21 protein-coding genes are annotated in these 18,514 nt (G+C 59.7%); 8 read left to right on the forward strand and 13 right to left on the reverse strand.

The genetic code is table 11. From position 1 onward, the window contains the following. The first annotated feature begins 15 nt into the window (after positions 1-15). Positions 16-1,482, forward strand: coding sequence for a nicotinate phosphoribosyltransferase (locus tag EDD77_RS09375; RefSeq protein ID WP_187120491.1), 1,467 nt, complete (start codon positions 16-18; stop codon positions 1,480-1,482). Between the two features lie 57 nt (positions 1,483-1,539). After that, positions 1,540-1,932, forward strand: a complete 393-nt coding sequence (locus tag EDD77_RS09380; protein ID WP_058963493.1) for a putative ABC transporter permease — start codon at positions 1,540-1,542, stop codon at positions 1,930-1,932. 95 nt (positions 1,933-2,027) lie between these two features. Here the strand turns inward: EDD77_RS09380 and EDD77_RS09385 are convergent, their stop codons facing one another. From EDD77_RS09385 to rpmG, 9 genes are all read right to left on the reverse strand, one after another. After that, a complete protein-coding gene (locus tag EDD77_RS09385) occupies positions 2,028-3,719 on the reverse strand; it encodes an alpha-glucosidase (protein ID WP_058963492.1) in 1,692 nt (563 codons plus the stop codon). 107 nt (positions 3,720-3,826) lie between these two features. After that, positions 3,827-5,647 (reverse strand): glutamine--fructose-6-phosphate transaminase (isomerizing), encoded by a 1,821-nt coding sequence (gene glmS, locus EDD77_RS09390; protein WP_058963491.1) that lies wholly within the window; start codon positions 5,645-5,647, stop codon positions 3,827-3,829. Between the two features lie 241 nt (positions 5,648-5,888). Further along, positions 5,889-6,263, reverse strand: coding sequence for a 50S ribosomal protein L7/L12 (gene rplL / locus EDD77_RS09395; RefSeq protein WP_058963490.1), 375 nt, complete (start codon positions 6,261-6,263; stop codon positions 5,889-5,891). A gap of 90 nt (positions 6,264-6,353) precedes the next feature. Further along, the gene (rplJ, locus tag EDD77_RS09400) at positions 6,354-6,866 is read right to left on the reverse strand and encodes a 50S ribosomal protein L10 (RefSeq protein WP_058963489.1); all 513 of its coding nucleotides are present in this window, start codon (positions 6,864-6,866) and stop codon (positions 6,354-6,356) included. A gap of 304 nt (positions 6,867-7,170) precedes the next feature. Further along, the gene (gene rplA, locus EDD77_RS09405; protein ID WP_058963488.1) at positions 7,171-7,866 is read right to left on the reverse strand and encodes a 50S ribosomal protein L1; all 696 of its coding nucleotides are present in this window, start codon (positions 7,864-7,866) and stop codon (positions 7,171-7,173) included. Positions 7,867-7,927: 61 nt separating this feature from the next. Beyond that, positions 7,928-8,353: a 50S ribosomal protein L11 gene (gene rplK / locus EDD77_RS09410; RefSeq protein ID WP_058963487.1), complete on the reverse strand. Its 426-nt coding sequence runs from the start codon at positions 8,351-8,353 to the stop codon at positions 7,928-7,930. 130 nt (positions 8,354-8,483) lie between these two features. After that, positions 8,484-9,005, reverse strand: a complete 522-nt coding sequence (gene nusG, locus EDD77_RS09415; RefSeq protein ID WP_058963486.1) for a transcription termination/antitermination protein NusG — start codon at positions 9,003-9,005, stop codon at positions 8,484-8,486. 36 nt (positions 9,006-9,041) lie between these two features. Further along, a complete protein-coding gene (gene secE / locus EDD77_RS09420) occupies positions 9,042-9,293 on the reverse strand; it encodes a preprotein translocase subunit SecE (protein ID WP_058963485.1) in 252 nt (83 codons plus the stop codon). A 17-nt stretch (positions 9,294-9,310) separates the two neighbouring features. Continuing rightward, on the reverse strand, positions 9,311-9,460 hold the full coding sequence (rpmG, locus tag EDD77_RS09425; protein WP_058963484.1) for a 50S ribosomal protein L33: 150 nt from the start codon (positions 9,458-9,460) through the stop codon (positions 9,311-9,313). 321 nt (positions 9,461-9,781) lie between these two features. Between rpmG and EDD77_RS09430 the strand changes: the two genes are divergently transcribed. From EDD77_RS09430 to EDD77_RS09455, 6 genes are all read left to right on the forward strand, one after another. After that, the gene (locus EDD77_RS09430; protein ID WP_058963483.1) at positions 9,782-10,861 is read left to right on the forward strand and encodes a D-alanine--D-alanine ligase family protein; all 1,080 of its coding nucleotides are present in this window, start codon (positions 9,782-9,784) and stop codon (positions 10,859-10,861) included. Continuing rightward, positions 10,854-11,666, forward strand: a complete 813-nt coding sequence (murI, locus tag EDD77_RS09435; RefSeq protein ID WP_058963482.1) for a glutamate racemase — start codon at positions 10,854-10,856, stop codon at positions 11,664-11,666. Before EDD77_RS09430 ends, murI begins: the two co-directional genes overlap by 8 nt. A gap of 26 nt (positions 11,667-11,692) precedes the next feature. Next, positions 11,693-12,136: a DUF1934 domain-containing protein gene (locus tag EDD77_RS09440; protein WP_058963481.1), complete on the forward strand. Its 444-nt coding sequence runs from the start codon at positions 11,693-11,695 to the stop codon at positions 12,134-12,136. Between the two features lie 56 nt (positions 12,137-12,192). Continuing rightward, a complete protein-coding gene (argS, locus tag EDD77_RS09445; RefSeq protein WP_242868318.1) occupies positions 12,193-13,983 on the forward strand; it encodes an arginine--tRNA ligase in 1,791 nt (596 codons plus the stop codon). A gap of 130 nt (positions 13,984-14,113) precedes the next feature. After that, the gene (locus EDD77_RS09450; protein WP_058963480.1) at positions 14,114-14,521 is read left to right on the forward strand and encodes a hypothetical protein; all 408 of its coding nucleotides are present in this window, start codon (positions 14,114-14,116) and stop codon (positions 14,519-14,521) included. A gap of 196 nt (positions 14,522-14,717) precedes the next feature. Further along, positions 14,718-15,671, forward strand: coding sequence for an L-lactate dehydrogenase (locus tag EDD77_RS09455; protein ID WP_058963479.1), 954 nt, complete (start codon positions 14,718-14,720; stop codon positions 15,669-15,671). A 103-nt stretch (positions 15,672-15,774) separates the two neighbouring features. Here EDD77_RS09455 and EDD77_RS09460 read toward each other — a convergent pair whose 3' ends face one another. From EDD77_RS09460 to EDD77_RS18290, 4 genes are all read right to left on the reverse strand, one after another. Next, positions 15,775-16,953, reverse strand: a complete 1,179-nt coding sequence (locus tag EDD77_RS09460) for a DEAD/DEAH box helicase (RefSeq protein WP_058963478.1) — start codon at positions 16,951-16,953, stop codon at positions 15,775-15,777. A gap of 134 nt (positions 16,954-17,087) precedes the next feature. Further along, positions 17,088-17,393 carry a hypothetical protein gene (locus EDD77_RS18280; RefSeq protein ID WP_197410501.1) on the reverse strand — a complete coding sequence of 102 codons (306 nt, stop codon included), beginning with the start codon at positions 17,391-17,393 and terminating at the stop codon, positions 17,088-17,090. Continuing rightward, positions 17,394-17,909, reverse strand: a complete 516-nt coding sequence (locus tag EDD77_RS18285) for an MATE family efflux transporter (protein ID WP_243117492.1) — start codon at positions 17,907-17,909, stop codon at positions 17,394-17,396. It lies immediately after the preceding gene. Next, a complete protein-coding gene (locus tag EDD77_RS18290) occupies positions 17,791-18,444 on the reverse strand; it encodes an MATE family efflux transporter (protein WP_197410499.1) in 654 nt (217 codons plus the stop codon). The genes EDD77_RS18285 and EDD77_RS18290 overlap by 119 nt, the downstream gene beginning before the upstream one ends. Positions 18,445-18,514 lie beyond the last annotated feature (70 nt).

Raw genomic sequence — 18,514 nt, forward strand, 5'->3', positions numbered from 1 at the left:
GAGAGTTGGAGCTTTATGTTGGATGTGAAACGCAACCTGACCACCATCATGGACTTTTATGAGCTCACCATGGCCGCCGGGTACCTGGAGGAAGGCTACGAGGACAAGATCAGTGTGTTCGATATGTTCTTCCGCAAGATCCCCGACGGAGGCGGCTTTGCCATCATGGCCGGCCTGGACACCTTCATCGATGCGGTGGAAAACCTGAAATTCACCCAGGAAGACATCGACTACCTGCGTGGCACCGGGGTGTTCAACGAGCGCTTCCTGGACTATCTGAGCCACTTTAAGCTGCACTGCAACATCTGGGCCATTCCCGAAGGCACCCCCATCTTCCCCCGCGAGCCCATTGTAACCGTGGAGGGCCCCTCCATCGAGTGCCAGCTGCTGGAGACCCTGCTGCTGGTCACCATCAACCACCAGTGCCTGGTGGCCACCAAGGCCAACCGCATCGTGCGCAGCGCCCAGGGCCGCCCGGTGATGGAGTTCGGCGCCCGCCGGGCTCAGGGCTACGACGCCGCTGTTTACGGCGCCCGCGCCGCCTACATCGGCGGCTGCTCCTCCACCAGCTGCGTAATGGCTGCCCGTGATTTCGGCATCCCCGCCTCCGGTACCATGGCCCACAGCTGGGTGCAGATGTTCCCCAGCGAATACGAAGCCTTCAAAAAATATGCAGAGTTGTATCCCGATTCCTGTGTACTTCTCGTTGACACCTATAACGTGATGAAGAGCGGCGTGCCCAACGCCATCAAGGTGTTCGATGAGGTACTGAAGCCCCAGGGCAAGCGCCCGGTGGCCATCCGCATCGACTCCGGCGACATTGCCTATCTGTCCAAAAAGGCCCGCAAGGTGCTGGACGCTGCCGGTTACGAGGACTGCGGCATCTGCGCCTCCAACAGCCTGGACGAATACATCGTGCGGGATCTGATTTTGCAGGAGGCCAAAATCGACAGCTTCGGCATTGGTGAGAACCTGATCACCGCCAAGAGCGATCCGGTGTTCGGCGGTGTGTACAAGCTGGCCGCGGTGAAGGACGGCGAGGACTACATCCCCAAGATCAAGGTAAGCGAGAGCACCGAAAAGCTGACCATTCCCCTGCTGAAAAAGGTGTGGCGCATCTACGACCACTACACCAAAAAGGCCATGGCGGACTATGTGACCGTTTATGACGAAGAGGTGGAGGTGGGCGACGGCCTGACCCTGTTCGATCCCTTCCAGACCTGGAAGGAGCGCACCTACACCAACTGCTCCGCGGTCTGCCTGACCACCCCCATCTACGAGAACGGCAAGCTGGTCTACGAGCGGCCCAACGTGACCCAGATTCGGGAACGCTGCACCGTGCAGCTGGAAAACCTGTGGGAGGAAATGCGCCGTTTTGAGTATCCCCACAAGTATTATGTGGACCTTTCTCAGAAGCTGTGGGACTGCCAGCACAAGCTGCTCACCGACCTGAGCAAGGTCACCGGAAAATCGGCGGACTGATTTTTCATAAATAAAACAGCATCACCCGGGGAACACTATTCCCCGGGTGATGTTTTTATGCTGCGAAACACAACGTTGTTCTTTGTGGGAGCCTTCGGCTACGGGCAGATTGAACTGCTCTACCGGGGCTATACCCACTGGACCATGCTGGCCGCAGGCGGGGTGATCCTGCTGGTGCTCCGCGGCCTGGACTGTGTCCTTCCCCGCCGGGTGCCGCTGCTGGCCCGCTGCGCTGTGGGCTCAGGCTGCACCACCGGCCTGGAGCTGGCCATGGGGCTTATCTGCAATCGGATGCTGGGCATGGGCATCTGGGATTACTCCGACCGGTGGGGCAACCTGTGGGGCCAGATCTGCCCCCGATTCAGCTTCTACTGGTTTCTGCTGTGCATTCCGGTCTTTGTCTGCTTCGCCTGTGCAGACCGGCTGCGCGCAGCCCTTCGTCCCGCCTGAGATTTCCCTGTCGCCCGCATATACAAAAAGCCTGCCGCCGTGGAGTTTTCCACGGCGGCAGGCTTTTTCTGTTGAAAATCCGTCTGTATTTTTCCTCAGGGCTCCATCTCCAGCACCACGGCCTGCCAGGGCTGAGCGGCAAACCGGTCGAAGCCCGGCTGCGGGCCGCCTTCCTGATTGTTGAGCAGTACCTGACGGATGATCCCCGGCAGCGCCAGACTGCGGGGCAGCTCACTCAGGTTGCAGACCACCAGCAGCGTTTTTCCGCCGCCGGTGCGCCGGTAGGCCATCAGGCCCTCCTCTTCCTCCAGCACCGGCTCACAGTCGCCCCACACCAGCGCTTCCTCCCACTGAGGGTCTTTGCGCAGGGCCAGCAGCTTTTTGTACCAGTTCAGTACCGAATCCGGCCGGGCCTGCTGCTTCTCGGCGTTGATGCGGGTGTAGTTGGGGTTCACACGAATCCAGGGCGTTCCGATGGTAAACCCGGCATTGGGGCCACCAGTCCACTGCACGGGCGTGCGGGCATTGTCCCGGCTGTAATGGGCGCAGGCAGCCAGCGCCTCGGCTTCGCTCAGGCCCAGATCCAGGCAGGCGGCATACTCGCCATGGCTGCTCACATCGTCCATATCCCCGATGCTCTCAAACCGGGTATTGGTCATGCCCAGCTCCTGCCCCTGATACAAAAACGGAATCCCCCGCAGCAGCACGCTGGCGGTGGCAAGGCAGGTCTTGGCCTGTTCGTTTTCCTCCTCGCCTTGGGGCAGGTAATGGCTCACGCCCCGGGGCTCGTCGTGGTTTTCGATGATGTTGGCCAGAAAACCCACGCCCGCCGCCTGCCGCTGGGAGGCAAAGCAGGCGTCCCGGTACTGGGTAGTGGTGGGCTGTTTTGCCCTTGCCCAGCCCTGCGCATCCTTCCCCAGGCAGGTGGGCGCGAAGTCGAACATGGTGGAGAAGTGCCCCTCCGGGCCGATGAACTCCGCCAGCCGGGCGGGGTCGGTGTCGAACACTTCGCCCACCGTGAAGGCCTTGTGGGGTGCGAAGGTCTCCCGCTTCATCTCTTCCAGAAACGCCCCCAGCCCCTCGGCCACGCCGGGCTCGGTGAGCATCCTGCGGCAATCGGAAAGGCCGTCCGGCCGGTCTGCCGGGTAATCCCGGAAGGCCAGATCCTTTTTGATGTTCACAATGGCGTCGATGCGGAAGCCCGCCACGCCCTTGTCCAGCCACCAGTTGATCATGCTGTAAATTTCCCGACGCAGGGCCGGGTTCTCCCAGTTCAGATCCGGTTGCTTTTTATGGAAGAGATGCAGATAGTACAGATCCGTCTGGCCGGGCACAAGGCTCCACACGCTGCCGCCGAAGTATCCCCGCCAGTTGCAGGGCGGCTTGCCGTTTTTGCCCTTGCGGAAGTAGAAATACTGCCCATAAGGGCCTTCCGGATCCGCCACGGCCTTCCGGAACCAGATGTGCTCATCCGAGCAGTGGTTCACCACCAGATCCATCACCAGTCGGATGTCCCGTTTTTTGGCTTCCTCCAGCAGATGGTCCATGTCCTCCATGGTACCGAAGCGCGGGTCGATGGCCTGATAATCCGAGATATCGTAGCCCTGATCCGCCAGCGGGCTCTGGTACACCGGTGACAGCCAGATGATGTCCACACCCAGCTCCTTCAGATAATCCAGTTTCGCGGTGATGCCGGGCAGATCGCCCACGCCGTCGCCGTTGGAATCGTAAAAGCTTTTCGGCCAAATCTGATAGGCCGCCTTGTTGTGCCACCATTGCCGTTCCATGGTTTCTGCACGCTCCTTTTTCTGGAATCGTTTTCAGGCCCATTATAAACAGCAGCGGCAACCTTTGCAAGCCCTTTGTCCGTTTCCGGTAAATTTCCGGGAACAGCTTATTCCACGGTTACGCTCTTGGCCAGATTACGGGGCTTATCCACGTCGCAGCCCCGCAGAACGCTCATATAATAGGCGAACAGCTGCAGCGGCACGATCATCAAAAGCGGCATGAACACGCTTTCCAGCCGGGGCAGGCGCACCACATAGTCCGCCGCACCCTCAGGCACCGTCGCTTCCTCCTTGCACAGCAGGATCACCCGTGCGCCCCGTGTTTTGACCTCTTTCACGTTGCTCAACGTTTTTTCAAACACATCGTCCTGAGTGGCCAGCGCAATCACCGGGGTACCCTCGGTAACCAGCGAAATGGTGCCGTGCTTCAGCTCACCGGCCGCGTAAGCCTCGCTGTGCACATAACTGATCTCCTTCAGCTTCAGGCTGCCCTCCAGCGACAGCGAATAGTCAAACCCCCGGCCCATGAAGAACAGGTCGCTGCTGTTCATGAACTGGCTGGCCAGATACTGGATCTGATCGCAGTTTTCCAGCAGCGGCTTCTGCAACGCGGGGGCTTTTTGCAGCTGCTCGGTCAGATAGCCCACCTCGTGCTCGTCCAGAGTACCCCGGGCCAGTGCCAGCCGCAGCGCCAGCAGATACATCACCGCCAGCTGCACACTGTATGCCTTGGTGCTGGCCACCGCGATCTCCGGCCCGGCGTGGGTGTAGATTGTCCAGTCTGCTGCGCGGGCGATGGAGGACCCCACCACGTTGACCACCGCCAGCGTTCTGGCGCCCTTTTCCTTCGCCAGCTTCAGGGCCGCCAGCGTATCCAGCGTTTCGCCGCTCTGGCTGATGATGACCACCAGATCCCCCGGATGCAGAATGGGGTCGCTGTAACGGAATTCACTGGCAATCTGGGTGAAGGCAGGCAGCCGGGCCATCTTTTCAATGGCGGTGCGACCCACCATACCCGCATGCATGGCGGTGCCGCAGCCCACGATGTGAATGCCGGTCAGCCCTTTCAGATATTCGTCGGTCAGGCCGCACTCGCTCAAATCCGGCAGGCCGCCCTTGATACGGGGACCGATGGTAGCCTGCAATGCCGCCTGCTGCTCGTAAATTTCCTTGAGCATGAAATGGGGATAGCCGCCCTTTTCCGCGGCCTCCATTTCCCACTGAGCTTCCATCCGGGGGCGCTCCACCGGCTGACCCAGCCGGTCAAACAGGCGGATGCTGTCCGGCTTCAGCTCCACCATATCGCCCTCCTCCAGCGCGATGTAGGTGCGGGTATGCCGCAGCAGAGCCGGAATGTCACTGGCCAGAAAGTTCTCTCCCTCGCCGCAGCCCACGATGAGCGGGCTGTCCTTCCGTGCGCCGTAGATCACACCCGGCCGGTCCCGGAACAGAATGGCAAGGCCATAGCTGCCCCGCACCTGAGCCAGCGTGCGGCGCATGGCATCCAGCGGGTCGCCCTGATAGTTGTGATCCATCAGCTTGACCAGCACCTCGCTGTCGGTCTCACTGCAGAATTCGTACCCTTTGCGGACCAGATATTCCCGCAGCTGGGCGTAGTTTTCGATGATGCCGTTGTGGACCAGACTTACCCGGGCTGCCGAGAGGGGGTGGCTGTTCACATCGCTGGGCGCACCATGGGTGGCCCAGCGGGTATGGCCGATGCCACAGCCGCTGTCCGGCAGATGCAGCCCGGCCAGCTTTTCCTCCAGTGCACTCAGCCGACCCTGTGCCTTCGCCACCCGGATGCCATCCGGATAGCTCAACGCCACACCTGCCGAGTCATAGCCCCGGTATTCCAGTTTATGCAGCCCTTCCAGCAGAACGTCCAGACTGCCGGCCTTTCCCGAATATCCAACGATGCCGCACATGGCAATCGCCTCCCTATGCTGAAAATATAAATTTTGCGCACGTTTTTGCAAAACATGTGAATCAGTATAGCATACGCGCATCATATTTTCAATTTTATCCGCAAATTTTATATTTTCATACACAAGTTTTCGACGCAGCCGCCCGCCCCTTGGGCATTATCCCCGCAAAAAAGCAAAACAAAAGCCGCCGCCCAAAACGGGCGGCGGCCTTGCAGATGCTCAATCAGGCAAGAAGCAGAACTTACTTCAGCTCGATCTTGGCGCCGGCTTCTTCCAGCTTCTTCTTCATTTCCTCGGCGTCAGCCTTGGAAGCAGCTTCCTTCAGGGTCTTGGGAGCGTTGTCAACCAGCTCCTTGGCCTCCTTCAGGCCCAGACCGGTAGCTTCCTTAACAGCCTTGATAACGGCCATCTTGTTGGCGCCAACCTCAGCCAGCACAACGTCGAACTCGGTCTTCTCCTCAGCAGCGGGAGCAGCAGCGCCAGCAGCAGCGGGAGCAGCAGCAGCCACGGCGGAAACGCCGAACTCTTCGCAGTAGGTGTCGATCAGTTCCTTCAGCTCCAGAACGGTCAGCTCTTTAACAGCGTCAATGATTTTGGTGATTTTCTCAGAAGCCATTGTCATATACCTCCAATGTACTCAATTTTAAAATGATGTTCGTTCAGCGGCAGCGCTTATGCGCACCGCCCGGACGGGAAATTGCGTAACTTACGCAGCGGGCTCTTCCTCGCACTTGTCGGCGTAGGCCTGCATAGCAACGGCCAGACCGCTGAGGGTGCTGGTGAGAGCGCCAGCAAACATGGACAGCATGCCTTCGCGGTTGGGCAGCTTGGCGATGGCCTCAACCTCTTCCTTGGGCATAACAGCGCCTTCCATGTAGCCGATCTTTACGTTGTAAGCGCCCTTGGACGCCTCAGCGTACTTGCACAGGATGCGGGCAGCAGCCATGGGATCCTCGTGGGCGATGGCGATGGCGGTGGTGCCTTCCAGCACTTCGCTCATAGCCTCCAGCTCGGTATCCTTCAGGGCCAGACGCAGCATGGTGTTCTTCACAACCGCATACTCAACGCCAGCCTCACGCAGCTCCTTACGCAGCTTGGTATCATCGGCCACGTTGATGCCTTTGTAGTCAACGACCACACCGGCAACGGAAGCGGCGATCTTCTCCTTCAGAGCGGCAACATAAGCCTGCTTCTCGCTCAGAATTTTTGCACTGGGCATTTCGATTCACCTCGTTTCAAACCTTCGTAACTTCTACTTCGCACAAAAAGCCCCTTTCCCGGCTTGGCCAAGAAAGGGGCATAAACATACACAAGGCAAATTTACGCGGCTTCTCGGCAGGCGGGCGGGATGGCCTCTTATGCTCCTTATATCACATGAGCACCTGCTGTCTTAAAAACAGCATGAATAGTATACCGCAAAGCGCGCGGATTTGTCAAGTGATTTTTTGCGATTTTTCGCAAAAAAACCGCCCCGCGGTTTGCGCGGGGCAGCGGTCTGCATCCTCGCAGCCGTCAGGCTGTGATTAGCCGCCGAACTTGGCGCCGTTCACCTTGATGCCAGGGCCCATGGTGGTAGCCACGGTGGCGCTCTTGATGTACTGGCCCTTCGCAGCAGCGGGCTTGGCCTTCACGATGGCGTCCATCACGGTGCGCAGGTTCTCGCCCAGCTTCTCAGCGCCGAAGCTGGCCTTGCCCACGGGCACATGGATGATGTTCTGCTTGTCCAGACGGTACTCGATCTTACCGGCCTTGGCTTCGGTAACAGCGCGGCCGATGTCGGGAGTAACGGTGCCGGCCTTGGGGTTGGGCATCAGACCACGGGGGCCCAGAACCTTACCCAGACGGCCAACCTGGCCCATCATGTCGGGAGTGGTAACCAGAACGTCGAAGTCAACAAAGCCTTCGTTCTGGATCTTGGCGATCAGGTCAGCGTCGCCAACCATCATCGCGCCGGCTTCCTCAGCGGCCTTGGCGGCATCGCCCTTGCAGATGGCGATAACGCGAACGTCGCGGCCGGTACCGTGAGGCAGCACAACAGCGCCGCGAACCTGCTGGTCAGCGTGGCGGCTGTCAACGCCCAGGCGGACGTGCAGCTCAACGGTCTCGTCAAACTTGGCCTTGGCGGTCTGGCAGCACAGAGCCAGAGCCTCGTCGGCCTCATACAGCTTAGAGCGGTCGATCAGCTTGGCGCTGTCGACATAGTGTTTACCATGTTTCATTACTTTTTCCTCCTGTGTGGTCTATCGGATTTAAGTTCCTCCCACGAATCCAGCGGGGTGATTACTCGGTTACGGTAACACCCATGCTGCGGCAGGTGCCGGCGATCATGCTGACAGCGCTTTCCAGGTTGGCAGCATTCAGGTCGGGCATCTTGGTCTTGGCGATCTCTTCCAGCTGAGCCTTGGTGATGGTGGCCACCTTGGTCTTGTTGGGAACGCCGGAACCGCTCTCGATGCCGCAGGCCTTCTTGATCAGCACAGGGGCCGGAGGAGTTTTGGTGATGAAGCTGAAGGAACGGTCAGCATACACGGTGATAACAACCGGGATGATGTAGCCCATGTCCTTCTGGGTACGCTCATTGAATTCCTTGGTGAACGCCATGATGTTCACGCCGTGCTGGCCCAGAGCGGGACCAACAGGGGGAGCCGGAGTCGCTTTGCCGGCGGGGATCTGCAGCTTAATATAGCCAGTTACTTTTTGCGCCATTTTAAATGCACCTCCAAAATTTGTGGTAAGCTAGCGGGCCGGGCTTATCCGGCCCTCCCACGGGCACCGGCAACCGCCAGCGCCCTATAAAAACCGCATATAGCGGCTCTTACCATAAGGGTTTTTGCTGTCACAGGGGTTTGACCTGATCCAGCTCCAGTTCTGCGGGCGTTTCGCGCCCGAACATCGAAACCTTCACGCGCACCTTGCGATGCTCCATGTCGATTTCTTCCACGAGACCCACGAAGCCCTCCAGAGGACCAGCGTTGATCTCCACATTGTCGCCCACTTCGTAGTCCACAGTGGGCTCGGCCACGGTCTCCACGCCCAGCTTGTCCACCTCTGCCTGAGACAGGGGCACCGGCTTGGACGAGGGGCCCACGAATCCGGTCACACCGCGGCAGTTGCGAACGATGTACCAGCTTTCGTCGGTCATGACCATCTTCACCAGCACATAACCGGGGAAGATTTTGCGCTCGACCATGCGCTCCTTGCCGTCCTTGATTTCGGGCTCCATCATAACGGGAACCTTCACTTCATGGATCAGATCCTGCAGGCGGCGGTTGGCCACGATGGTCTCAAGGTTCTGTGCCACTTTGTTTTCATAACCGGAATAGGTATGCACAACATACCACATTGCCTGTTCTGCCATACGTTTACTCCCTTCCGCGTTTCAGGATGCGGCCGCTTACAGGTTTGCGGCGGCCTGCAGCACCAGATGCATGACCTCGCCGAACAGCAGGTCAAGCAGCAGGATGACGACGGCGGCAATGATCATAACCACCAGCACCACGATGCTGTTGTTGATGATCTGGCTCTTGGAGGGCCAAACCACCTTTTTCAGTTCGCTCTTGGTGTCGCGGAAGAACTTCCCGATCCCTTTGAACCAATTTTTGACCTTAGCAAAAAAACCGGGCTTCTTGGCAGTATTTTCAGCCATGGATGTTCCCGCCTTTCTTACTTGGTCTCGCGATGGACAGTATGCTTCTTGCAGAAACGGCAATACTTCTTCATCTCGAGCCGGTCGGGGCTGTTCTTCTTGTTCTTCATGGTGTTGTAGTTGCGCTGTTTGCACTCAGTGCAGGCCAGGGTGATTTTCACTCTCATTTGTCTTCGGCACCTCCATTTAACGGTTTGTTTAGCCTCCCTCGTGCTTGCAGGCCGTACCCTGAAAAAAGGCACAAAAAAATAAGCCTGCAAAATGAGGTGTAATCATCATAGCACATCCCGCCGGGGCCGTCAATACCAATCCCACAGATTTTTTTGCGGCCTGCCACCAAGGCTTTTACCTTTTGCCCATAGCCTGTCAGGCATTTTTATGGTATTATTAGAGTACTTATGTGCAACCGCCTTTGACCGGCTTTTCGGGCCCGGTCAATGTTGGATGAATTTGTGTTTATTTCCTTGGAGAGAAAGGTCTTTGCAGCTATGAACAAACTGAATGTGGCGCTGCTGTTCGGCGGCGTTTCCAGCGAGCACGAGGTGAGCCGCGTTTCGGCCAGCACCATCGCCCGGGCGCTCAAGCCCTCCTCATACCATCTTTACACCGTGGGCATCACCAGGGATGGCCGCTGGCTGTACTACTCCGGCCCCATTGAAAAAATGGCGGACGGCAGCTGGGAGCAGGACCCCTCCTGCGTACCCTGCATGATCAGCCCCGACCGCTCGGATCACGGCCTGGTGCTCTGCCGTCACGACGGCACCTGGGCGGTGCTGCCCATGGATGTGGTGATCCCCGCCCTGCACGGCAAGAACGGCGAGGACGGCACCATTCAGGGCCTGCTGGAGCTGGCAGGCATTCCCTATGTGGGCTGCGGCGTACTGGCAAGCGCCGTCTGCATGGACAAAGCGGTGGCCAACACCCTGATGGATGCGGCAGACATCGACCGCTGCGCCTGGGACTGGGCCAGCCGGCACGACTGCGCGGATTTTGACGCGCTGGAGGCCCGCCTGGCCGAAAAGCTCCACTACCCCATCTTCGTGAAGCCCGCCAACGCGGGCAGCAGCGTGGGCATCAGCAAGGCCGCGAACAGGGCCGAGCTGGAAAAGGCCATTCAGGTGGCCCTGGCCGAGGACAACAAGGTGGTCTTTGAGCGCTTTGTGCAGGGCCAGGAGGTGGAATGCGCGGTAATCGGCAACCAGGTCTGCGTCTCCACCCGCCCCGGCGAGATTCTGGCCAGCGAAGCCTTCTACACCTACGAGGACAAATACGTGCTGGGCACCAGCCGCACCGTGATCCCCGCTCACCTGAGCGAGGAGGTGCTGGACCGGGTGAAGGCCCAGGCGGAAAAGGCCTACCGGGCCCTGGGCTGCGAGGGCCTTGCCCGGGTGGACTTTTTTGTGGAAAACGGCGACACCATCCTGCTCAACGAGATCAACACCCTGCCCGGTTTTACCTCCATCAGCATGTATCCCAAGCTGATGGAAGATGCGGGCAAGCCCATCGACCAGCTGCTGGATGAGCTGATCGGCCTTGCGCTGGAGCGCGCGGGGGTTCGCCATGGATAAGCGGCCCATCGGCGTGTTCGATTCCGGCATGGGCGGCCTGACGGCGGTACGTCAGCTGCAGGTCATGCTGCCCGGGGAGGACATCGTCTACTTCGGCGACACCGGCCGGGTGCCCTACGGTACCCGCAGCCCGGAGACCATTCGCCAGTACGCCGAGCAGGACATCCGCTTTTTGCTCAGCCAGGACGTGAAATTTCTTCTGGCCGCCTGTGGCACGGTGAGCAGCACCCTGCCCAAATCCTACACCGAGGCACTTCCTGTGCCCTATGTGGGCGTGGTGGGTGCGGCGGTAGCCGCGGCAGCGGCCGCCACGAAAAATGGCCGCATCGGCGTGATTGCCACCCCGGCCAGCATCCGCAGCCGCAGCTACGAGACCCGCATCCGGGACATTCTGCCCGACGCCGAGATCTTCACCAGAAGCTGCCCCATGTTCGTGCCGCTGGTGGAAAACGGCTATGTGGGCCCGAACGACCCCATCACCACCGCCATTGCCCACGAGTATCTGGACGAAATCCGCGCCAAAGGGGTGGACACCCTGATTCTGGGCTGCACCCACTACCCGCTCATCGCCCACATCATTGCACAGGTGATGGGCCCCGATGTGACCCTGATCGATTCCGGCCGGGAGGCAGCCCTCAAAACCCGGGATATGCTGACCCGAATGAATCTGCTCAGTGACGCCGGGCAGGGCACCACCCGCTATTTCATGAGCGACTCCCCGGAGAGCTTCTCCTCGGCGGTCCGGCTGTTCATCGGCCCTCAGGGCGAGGGTACAGCCAGCCAGATCGCCATTGAGCAATACTGAACCCAAAAGGAGGTCCCCGCCATCCCATGAACGAGGATTTTCTCATCCGAATTGACGGCCGCATGGAGCAGGCCGGCGAGACCGATTCGGTGGAGCTGATGACCCGCGGCAGCTTTGTGCGCCGGGGCGGCAGCTTTTTCATCACCTACAAGGAAAGCGAAACCACCGGTTACGCCGGCTGCACCACCACTGTGAAGGTGGCTGAGGACGGCCGGAAGGTTGCCATGCTGCGCTTCGGCCCCGCCGCCAGCCAGCTGATCATTGAAAAAGGCACCCGCCATCTGTGCCACTACGAAACCGGCTACGGCTCCATGACGCTGGGCGTGGCCGCTGACGAGATTGAAAGTCAGCTCTCCGACGAGGGCGGCCAGGTGAAGTTCAGCTACACGCTGGATGCTGATCAGGATGTGGTCCTCAGCCGCAATCTGGTAACCATCACCGTGAAAAAAGCCGAGCGCACTCCCCTTTGATGTTCCCGGCGCGGCACGCGCCTGCAAAGTTTAAAAGGAAAGGAATACCGATCACTATGACCAATACGGAATACGAATCCATGATCGCCGAGATGAAGGAAACCTACAAGAATTACAACCCCCGCAAGGCTGCGCTGGACGAGGCCCGCGCCCTGCTGACCCAGGCCGCTCAGGCTGCCATGGCCGCCGGTGAGCTGCCCCAGACCGATCTGCCCGACTTCATCGTGGAGATCCCCGGCGACGTGAAGAACGGCGACGTGGCCAGCAACCTGGCCATGGCCGGCGCCCGGGTGTTCAAAAAGGCTCCCCGCCAGATTGCCGATGCCATTCTGGCCCATCTGCCCAGCCTGGAAAACAGCATCTTCTCCAAAGTTGAGGTGGCCGGCCCCGGCTTCATCAACCTGTTCCTGGCTCCGGGCTGGTTTTCCAGCGTGGTTTATGGTGCAACCCTGAACGAGCAGTACGGCCGCACCGATTTCGGTGAGGGCAAGAAGATCAACGTGGAATTCGTTTCCGCCAACCCCACCGGCCCCATGCACCTGGGCAACGCCCGCGGCGGCGCTCTGGGCGACTGCCTGGCCGCTGTGATGGACTGGGCCGGCTACGACGTGACCCGTGAGTTCTATGTGAACGACGCGGGCAACCAGATCCAGAAGTTCGGCAAGAGCCTGTCCGCCCGCTATCTGCAGCACTTCAAGGGCGAGGAGGCCGTGCCCTTCCCCGAGGACGGCTATCAGGGCGAGGACATCAAGGTTCTGGCCAGCGAATTCGCCGCCATCGAGGGCGACAAGTATGTGGACGCCGACGAGGAGACGCGCAAGCAGGCCCTGATCAACTACGGCCTGCCCAAGAACATCGCCGGTCTGGAGCGGGATCTGGCAAAGTACCGCATCACCTACGATGTGTGGTTCCGCGAGAGCACCCTGCACGACTCCGGCGCGGTGCAGGCCGTGATCGACAAGCTGCTGGCCACCGGCGCCTGCTACAGGGCCGAGGACGGCGCCATCATGTACAAGAGCGCCCAGTTCAGCGAGAAGTACGGCGCAGCCAACAAGCGCAAGGATGAGGACGAGGCCAAGGACGAGGTGCTGGTGCGCGCCAACGGCATTCCCACCTACTTCGCGGCGGACATTGCCTACCACTACAACAAGCTGGCCGTGCGCGGCTTCGACAAGGCCATCGACATCTGGGGCGCCGACCACCACGGCCATGTGGCCCGCATGAAGGGCGCCATGGACGCTGTGGGCCTGAACGGCGAGGATCTGGACGTGATCCTGATGCAGCTGGTCAAGCTGGTGAAGGACGGCCAGCAGGTGCGCATGAGCAAGCGGACCGGCAAGGCCATCACCCTGACCGACCTGCTGGACGAGGTGCCCATCGATTCCGCCCGCTTCTTCTTCAACCTGCGTGAGGCCGGCAGCCAGATGGACTTTGACCTGGATCTGGCCGTGAAGGAGGACAGCGACAACCCGGTATACTATGTGCAGTATGCCCACGCCCGCATCTGCTCCATCGTGAAGAAGCTGGCCAGCGAGGGCATCTCCTACGAAGGCCACACCGCCTGGGCCGGTTACCAGTTCACCGAGCCTGCCGAGCTGGAGCTGATCCGCGCCGTGAGCGCCTTCCCCGCCGAGATCGTGACCAGCGCCAAGAACTACGAGCCCGCCCGTATCACCCGCTATGTGATCGATCTGGCCGGCTCCTTCCACAAGTTCTACAACGCCTGCCGCATCAAGGACGCGGAGCCCGCTGCCCGTCAGGCCCGTCTGGCCCTGTGCCTGGCGGTCAAGCAGGTGATTGCCAACGTGCTGACCATGTTCAAGGTCACCGTACCCGAGAGCATGTAATCTGCAAAAACATAAAACGCCAAACGGCCCGTTTCCTCAAGGGGAGCGGGCCGTTTCTTTTCTGGACACAGTGCGCGGCCGTATGCTATAATAAGGAAAAAGTGTCTTCTCTTGGAAAGGAAGTGTCTGTATGCTCTGGTGTTCTCACTGTCGGTGCAGCGCACCGGACGGCTCTCTGGTCTGCCCCCGGTGCGGAGGCCCTCTGGAGCCGATGCCCCGCGCGGAATGGAACTTTTCCCTCAAGAACCGGCCCGGCCATCACACCCTGCAGGATCCGGTTCATCTGGCCAACCTGCCGGACTATGCGCTGGCCGGAATGCTGGCGGAAATTCTGGAGGACAACGGCATACCCTGTCATATTCAGGAATCCGGCACACTGGGCAAGGCCTCCAGCACTTATCTGGGCACCTCCCTGCTGGGGTATGATCTGTATGTGGAGCGCGACCGGCAGCAGGAAGCCGGGGAATGGATGAACGCCTTCCTGAATGCGCCCGACGAAACGGCTGATTCCGAAGATTCTGAATTTCCATCCTGTTAACCGGGGATTTCTGCCCCGGTCAGGACTTTGGCCAGTCTGCCAAAAATCTTTTTCCTGTTTTATGCAGATTGACAAAGCCCCCCTTCTGTTTCATAATAAAAGCCAGAGTGTCGCCCGGAACCTTCCGATGCGTGCTCTGGCTTTTTTCTGTGCCGCCACGGCACATCCCAATGAGATTGTTAGGAGGAATCCCCTTATGCGTATGAAAGAAGGCAAGCTGGTGCTGATCGGCGCCGGCATGGTGGGCAGCGCTACGCTGAACGCCATTCTGGCCCAGAGTGTGGTCAGCGAGATCGTGGTGATCGATGCCAACGAGGACAAGGCTCTGGGCGAGGTGCTGGACGCTCTGCACACCACATCCTTTGCCTACTCCACCAACACCACCATCCGGGTGGGCAGCTACGCTGACTGCGCGGATGCCTCCATCATCGTGATGACCGCCGGCCCCAGCATTCAGGCCGGCGACAACGACCGCCGGGTGCTGGCGGAGAAGAACATTGCCGTGATGGACGCGGTGATGGCCGAGATCACCCGCTACACCCGCAGCGCCATCCTGATCGTGGTCACCAACCCGGTGGATCTGGTCACCTACTTCGCCCAGACCAAATACAACTACCCGGCCGACAAGATCTTCGGCACCGGCACCCTGCTGGACACTGCCCGCATGCGTCAGCTCATCGCCGCCCAGTGCGACGTGGACTCCAAGAACGTGCACGGCTATCTGCTGGGTGAGCATGGCGAAAGCGCCTTCATCCCCTGGAGCATGGTAAACGTGGCCGGCATCCCGGTGGATGAGCTGCCCCGGGCCTTCGGCCTGAGCGCCGCGCTGGACAAGGAAAAAATTCTGGCGGACACCAAGGCCTCCGGCCTGCGGGTGCTGAAGCTGAAGGGCTTCACCTCCAGCGGCATTGCCCAGAGCGTGGCCCGTCTGGTTCGTGCCATTGTGCTGAACGAGCGCTGCGTACTGCCAGTAAGCTGCGTGCTGCAGGGCGAATACGATCTGGAGCAGGTAGCCATGAGCGTGCCCTGTGTGATCGGTGCGAACGGCCGTGAGCGGGTGCTGGAAGTGACCCTGCTGCCCGAGGAGCAGGATCAGCTGGCCGCCTGCTGCGAGAGCCTGCAGAAAATGCTGCTGCAGCTGGGCCTGTAATTTCTGCCCCACAAACAAAAGCGCATCCCGTCAGGGATGCGCTTTTGTTGTTATCAGATTCTAAAAAGCAGGCAGGTTTTCCACAAACTTCGCCCGGGACTGTTTAAAAGTAGCTGCGGATCTGGAACTTGTCCACCTTTTCCACCTTTTCCTCGATCAGGGCGGTGTGGTCCTCGTTCCAGTGCACCGGAATGGCTTCGTTGCGGGTCAGCCGCAGCAGCTCGTCCACCCGTTTCTGCTCCTCGGCGGTGTACAGCAGGTAGGACACGCCCTCCCGCTTGGCGCGGCCGGTGCGTCCGATGCGGTGGGTGTAGTGCTCATTGGCGCCGGGCACATCGTAGTTGACCACCGCGTCCACGTCGTCCACGTCGATGCCGCGGGCGGCCACGTCGGTGGCCACCAGCACCGCGATGTTGCCCTCCCGGAAGCTGGCCATGATCTTGTTCCGGTCGCTCTGGGAAAGGTCGCCGTGCAGGCAGTCCACCACAAAGTTCAGCCGGGCCAGCTGGTTGGTCAGGATGGCGGTGGTGAACTTTGTGTTGCAGAATACCATCACCCGCTTGTACTCGCCGGAGATGATGATCTGGGCCAGATCCGCCAGCTTGTTGCGGCCGTTGGTGAGCAACTTATACTGGTGGATCTTGGGCTGGCTTTCCAGCACCGGCTGCACGCTGATCTCCTCCGCATCCCGCTGGTAGAGCCAGCCAATGTCCATCACCTCGCGGCTGATGGTGGCGCTGAACATGCACAGGCTCTTGCGTGCCTTCATGGAATCAATGATCCGGCGCACGTCCTTGTAGAAGCCCATGTTCAGCATCTCGTCCGCCTCGTCCAGCACGATGCTGGTCACACCGCTCACGTCGATGTTCTTGTGGTGCATGTGGTCCATCAGGCGGCCGGGGGTGGCCACCACGATCTGGCAGCCCTTCTTCAGCTTCTCGGCCTGACGCTGGATGTTGGCGCCGCCGTACACGCAGACGATGCGTACCTTGGGCAGGAAATGGGCCAGCTCGGTGAGCTCCTCGGCAATCTGCTGGGCTAGCTCACGGGTGGGGGCCAGAATCACCGCCTGGGGCTTGTTGCTCTCGGGATTGATGCGCTCGATGATGGGAATGCCGAAGGCGCAGGTTTTGCCGGTACCGGTGGGGGCTTTTGCAATGACGTCCTTGCCGGCCATCATCACCGGGATTGCCTTCTCCTGCACCTCGGTCATCTCGGTGAAGCCCATCCGCTCCACCGCCTGCAAAATTTCGGGGCTGCATTTCAGCTCGCTGTATAACATATTTTATTTTCTCCGTTTCGTATAGCCCCGCCCGGTCCCGTGCGCTGCTGCGCACATCCGGCCGCGGGGGTTTTCTTTTTTGTGCATACATGGTTATTATAGCATGCCCGGGCTTGAAACGGAATAGCTCGCCCTCAGCCCTGTTCCGAATCGGTCGCGGGATGCTGCCTCCGCAGCGCCCACACCAGCAGAAACAGCGCAATGGCAATGGACAGATAATCCGCGGTGGTCTGGGTGAAATTAATGCCCTTCAGACCAAACACCTGCCCCAGCACAAACAGCAGCGGAATGAAAAACAGCCCCTGACGGAACAACGAAAGCAGCGTGGCCGGAATCGGCCGATCCATGGCCTGCAGGCTGTTGATGGTCAGAAACAGCAGTCCCAGAATCGGCCCGGCCAGCGAAGTGGCAACCAGCATATCGGCGCCGTATTCGATCACCTAGGCGTCGTCGATGAACACCCGGATCACCTGAGGGGCAAATCCGATGTAAATTCCGCTGAGCAGTGTGCCGCACACCAGCGTGAGTGCTCCGCTGAACCACAGAATGTCCCGGAATCGCTTTGCTGCCCCGGCCCCGTGGCAGTAGCCCAGCAACGGTTGAATGCCGTTGGTGATCCCCATGTGAACAAATACGATGAACATGTATACCTTGGTTACAATGCCCATGGCTGCCACCGCTGTGTCGCCATAGGGCACCAGCGCGTTGTTCAGCAACACGGTGGAAATGCTCATCAGGGCTGAATTGATTCCCGCCGGAATTCCGATGCTCACCACCCGCCGGGCGATCCGGCCACAGCCGGCCAGATACCGGGGATTCATGGAGAGCATTGCACTTTTACGGGTCAGATACCAGATATAATATACGCAACCGAACACATTGCCCAGCACCGTGGCAATGGCTGCACCGGCAGTGCCCATGTCCAGCGTCAGAATGAAGATGGGGGTCCAGCACAATGTTCACCACCGTACCGATCATGCCGCCCAGCATGGAGGCGTTGGCCGCACCCTCGCCCCGCACCACATGGCCGAAGGAATTGGCCAGCAGAATAAAGGGTGCGCCCACCGCAATATAAAACAGGTAATCCCGGGAAAATTCCCAGGTGTCCGGCGTGCTTCCCAGAATGCGCAAAAGCGGTTCCATGCCCAGCAGGATGGCTGCCGTAGCCAGTAGCCCCACAGCCAGCGAACTGTAAAAGCAGAAGGCCGAAGCCGCCCTGACCCGCTTTTCCTCCTTCTGCCCCAGCAAAATCGAGATGGTCGCACTGCCGCCAATGCCGATCAGATTGGCCACCGCCATGTACATCACAAACACCGCGTTGGTCAGCGAAACCGCCGCCACCTGGCAGGCATCGTGGGTCTGGCCCACAAAAAAGGTATCGGCCATATTGTAAATCACCAGCACCAGCGACGAAATCACCGTGGGGATGGCCATGCGCATCACCGCTTTTCGTACCGGCGTGCGCAGAAACAGTTCCTGATCACTTTTCATTTCTTTCCCTCTTCCCTCTTTTGTTTGGTAGCAAACAATTGGCGGACAACTGCCCCTTTCAGGGCCGCCC

It is taken from the genome of Allofournierella massiliensis (genome assembly GCF_004345265.1).
Lineage (GTDB): Bacteria > Bacillota > Clostridia > Oscillospirales > Ruminococcaceae > Allofournierella > Allofournierella massiliensis.